Genomic DNA, 3,579 nt, shown 5'->3' with positions numbered 1-3,579 from the left:
GGGCAGGTAAGAGAACCAAACGGACGTATATCACGTGCAAAAGCACCGCGTGAAGCCGTTGATAAATTGGCAATAGAAATGCGTGCAAAGCGCTTCGGTTTAACGCTACAGGAGGCAAAAAATCCACTTTCTGGTACCTATATCGGGCGGCTTTGTTTGCAAGGCGTGATTACTCAAGAGCAATATGATGCCGCGCAACAGTACCTACAGATAAGAAATAATTACCTTTGTGCAAAAGGCTTGCCTAATGCAATTTATGACGAAATGCCGTCATCATCTGATGATAAGGCAAGAGACAAATGGGTAGAATTTGCAACAGAGCAGTTTATAAACATGCAAGAGGCACTAAAAGAAGCACAATGCCTTTATAGACAGTACAATCTTCACGCTGCGTTAAAGTCCCTCGTTATAGAAGATCAAATGCTACCATATCTTGTGAATTCATTACGTGTTTCTCTTAATGCTCTTCAGAAACATTTTGATCGTAAATGACAATCTCTATTACGGTTTCATTATATTGTATATCGTTTGTAAGTTTCTGCAAAATTCAATGGATTCCTTTAAACCTTTATGATCATTTGTTTTCACTTGATATACTAGGTTATTTACTTGTTCTTTTCTGAAATCGTAACGCTTAAGAAATTTTTTTGCATAATAAATCATTGGATCCTCGTTATCATTGACCACGTCGTATGCCCACATCAAATCGCTTTCACTCCAATCATATTCATCGCGTAAACGCTTTATTACATTGGGTAGATCCATTTGCGACATCTCCTTATTATAATCACCCCGCAATATACTCACAATGGATGCACAACCAACAACTAATATGTGACGATACAATATATATTCCTGTTTAAAAAACGAATATTCTGTGCCCATGATGAGTGAAAGTTCTTCTGCTTTGCGTATCTTTTCAGAATGCATAGAGCCAATATATGATTCACTTACGTATTTGTTGTAAAGTTGATTATACTTCTCTTTAGTATCTACACTTGTAAACATACGCGTCAATTTGTCTATAAATCCAAATGACGCTGATGCAGGTAGCGCTGATATAGAAAAGAAAGCTATAAATGTTATGATGCGTGTTATGAATAATGATTTCATCATTTTAAATCCCTAAATTATTATAAGCGCTGTTTAACCGATTCCCTTTGAAATTATCAATATGTGTTATTTTAGTGTTGACAAAGTGTAGCAAATCGTATTTAATGACATTGCTGTACTTAGGTGTATTGTGTCTAGAGAGGGAAATGTACAGTTCAAAATCCCCGCAAATGCGGGGTTTTTTATTATCTGGAGGGCGTATTTTATGACATCAGAAAATACACATCAGGCTCCACAACCCATTAAAAAGCGTATACCACCAAAGGCAGGTCAAGGGCGTGTCAAAGGCGTTCCGAATAAGATGACGCGCATTTTAAAAGAAGCAGTGGTTAAGGCTGCTGAGAATGCTGGGAATAAAATTGGCAATGATGGTTTGATCTCCTATTTGGAAAAGCAGGCTATGGAATGCCCCGCTGCTTATTTAGCGTTGCTTGGTAAGGTGTTGCCTTTACAGGTAACAGGTGAAGATGGGGGAGCCATTAAGGTGATAACGCGTGTAGAAATTGCTCCTTTAACAATGAATGACGACAAGACAGATTAAGATTGTACCAAAACTTATACCGATTTTTACAGGAGACGCTTTGGTACGAGCGGCTTGGGGTGGACGAGGGTCTGGGAAGACAAGATCATTTGCCTTGATGGCTGCTTTAAAAGGCTATCAATTTGGTATGCAGGGGATATCGGGGACCATTCTTTGTGCACGTCAGTTTCAGAATTCTTTGGCAGAAAGTTCATTGGAGGAGATTAAGCGCGCCATTGAAGCGCACGACTTTTTAAAGGACTATTACAAGGTTGGGGAATCGTCGATTAAGTCGATAGATGGTCGCGTAGCCTTTCAGTTTTCTGGTCTTGACCGTAATATTGCGAGCATTAAATCGATGGGGCGCATTTTGCTTTGTTGGGTTGATGAAGCAGAGCCGGTAACAGAGACGGCTTGGCAAACACTTATTCCAACTTTGCGCGAAGAAGGAAAAGATTGGAATGCAGAATTATGGGTGACATGGAACCCGTTGCGAGAGAATGCCCCCGTTGAGAAGCGGTTTCGCTTTTCAGACAATGAAGCCATTAAGCGTGTAGAGATCAATTGGTCAGACAATCCGAAGTTTCCTAAGATCTTGAATGAAGCGCGATTGGATGATCTGAGAAACCGTCCAGAGACTTATAAGCATATCTGGGAGGGGGCTTATCTTACAGCGGTTCAAGGTGCTTATTATCAGAAAGAGATGTTGGCAGCCGAGCAAGAGGGGCGGATAGGGCGTGTTGCTCGTGATCCTTTAATGCAAATACGTGCTTTTTGGGACATTGGGGGGACAGGCGCCAAGGCAGATGCCACGGCGATATGGATAGCGCAATTTGTTGGTAGAGAGATCAGAGTGCTTGATTATTACGAAGCACAGGGACAGCCTTTATCCGAACATATCGGTTGGTTGCGTCAAAATGGTTATGAGAAGGCATTGATGGTTCTCCCCCATGACGGTGCGACCAGAGACCGTGTGCACAATGTGAGTTTTGAGAGCGCTCTTAAACAGGCAGGCTTTCAAACAAAAGTTATCCCTAATCAGGGAGCAGGGGCTGTTAAGATACGTATAGAAACAGTCCGCCGTGTTTTGCCTTCTGTTTGGTTTAATGAGAAGACGACAGTAGCAGGACGTAAGGCACTGAACTGGTATCACGAGAAATGGGATGAGAAGCGTAATATTGGCTTGGGAGCAGAGCATGATTGGTCCAGTCATGGGGCAGATGCCTTTGGACTGATGTGTATTTCATACAAACCACCAAAAGAAATACAAAAGCGACCAGCTTATAGCGGCAGAATGGAATATGAGAGTACCTCATGGATGGCAGAATGATGCATGATGATGAACGTTTAGAAAAAGACAGCAATGTATCTGATCTCTCTCATGAAGGTTTGTTTCGTAAGCTTGTGAGTTGGTACAAAGAAGATGTGGAGCATGTGAACAAATGGCGTGAACATGCGCGGGAGGATTTTGGTTTTTACAATGGTGATCAATGGAATGAAGAAGATTTATCGGCGTTAAAAAAGCAACGCCGCCCCGTTATGACTTTTAATCGTATTGCTCCGCTTGTGAATGCTGTTGTGGGTTCAGAACGCAACAATAAGCGAGAAGTGCAATTCATTCCTCGTCAAATAGGGAAGGCATTGCCAAGTGAATTGCTTACAGGAGCAGCAGAATGGTTTCGCGACATGGCACATGCTGAATATGCAGATAGTGATGCTTTCCAAGATGCTGTCATTTGTGGAATGGGGTGGACTGATACCCGCCTTGATTATGAGAACAGCCTCGATGGTGAACCGGTCATTACGCGTTTAGATCCTTTAAAAATGGTCTGGGATAGTGCGGCAGTGCAACCGAATTTAACCGATGCGCAACGTTTGTGGTATGTAGACCGCAAGCCGTTAGAAGTAGCTAAGCAGATGTTTCCCAAATCTCATTGGACAGAGCT

Annotated in this window: 5 protein-coding genes; 4 read left to right on the top strand and 1 reads right to left on the bottom strand. The window is 42.2% G+C overall.

What is annotated here, in order from left to right:
- The coding region (locus ACFIM6_RS09470) for a hypothetical protein (protein ID WP_375612624.1) at nucleotides 1-492 on the top strand (492 nt) is incomplete at its 5' end.
- Nucleotides 493-501: 9 nt separating this feature from the next.
- On the opposite strand, the gene ACFIM6_RS09465 is transcribed toward ACFIM6_RS09470, so the two are convergent.
- Nucleotides 502-1,116: a hypothetical protein gene (locus ACFIM6_RS09465; RefSeq protein WP_375610919.1), complete on the bottom strand. Its 615-nt coding sequence runs from the start codon at nucleotides 1,114-1,116 to the stop codon at nucleotides 502-504.
- Nucleotides 1,117-1,318: 202 nt separating this feature from the next.
- On the opposite strand from ACFIM6_RS09465, the gene ACFIM6_RS09460 reads away from it, so the two are divergent.
- The 3 genes from ACFIM6_RS09460 to ACFIM6_RS09450 all read left to right on the top strand — a co-directional run.
- Nucleotides 1,319-1,654 carry a hypothetical protein gene (locus ACFIM6_RS09460; protein WP_375612623.1) on the top strand — a complete coding sequence of 112 codons (336 nt, stop codon included), beginning with the start codon at nucleotides 1,319-1,321 and terminating at the stop codon, nucleotides 1,652-1,654.
- Nucleotides 1,635-2,963, top strand: a complete 1,329-nt coding sequence (locus ACFIM6_RS09455; protein ID WP_375612622.1) for a PBSX family phage terminase large subunit — start codon at nucleotides 1,635-1,637, stop codon at nucleotides 2,961-2,963. The genes ACFIM6_RS09460 and ACFIM6_RS09455 overlap by 20 nt, the downstream gene beginning before the upstream one ends.
- Nucleotides 2,948-3,579 (top strand): portal protein (locus tag ACFIM6_RS09450; RefSeq protein ID WP_375612621.1); only part of this gene is annotated, 632 nt, incomplete at its 3' end. The genes ACFIM6_RS09455 and ACFIM6_RS09450, both read left to right, overlap by 16 nt.

The sequence above is a fragment of the Bartonella sp. AA9NXGY genome, assembly GCF_042196845.1.
In the GTDB taxonomy this organism is placed as follows: Bacteria; Pseudomonadota; Alphaproteobacteria; order Rhizobiales; family Rhizobiaceae; genus Bartonella.
Note: the sequence above shows the minus strand (reverse complement) of the source record. Positions and strands in the feature narration are given on the sequence as shown.

Excerpts from the sequence above, each read along its gene's own strand:
- ACFIM6_RS09455 (WP_375612622.1), top strand. The coding sequence starts at position 1,635 with ATGACGACAAGACAGATTAAGATTGTACCAAAACTTATACCGATTTTT.
- ACFIM6_RS09460 (WP_375612623.1), top strand. The coding sequence starts at position 1,319 with ATGACATCAGAAAATACACATCAGGCTCCACAACCCATTAAAAAGCGT.
- ACFIM6_RS09465 (WP_375610919.1), bottom strand. The coding sequence starts at position 1,116 with ATGATGAAATCATTATTCATAACACGCATCATAACATTTATAGCTTTC.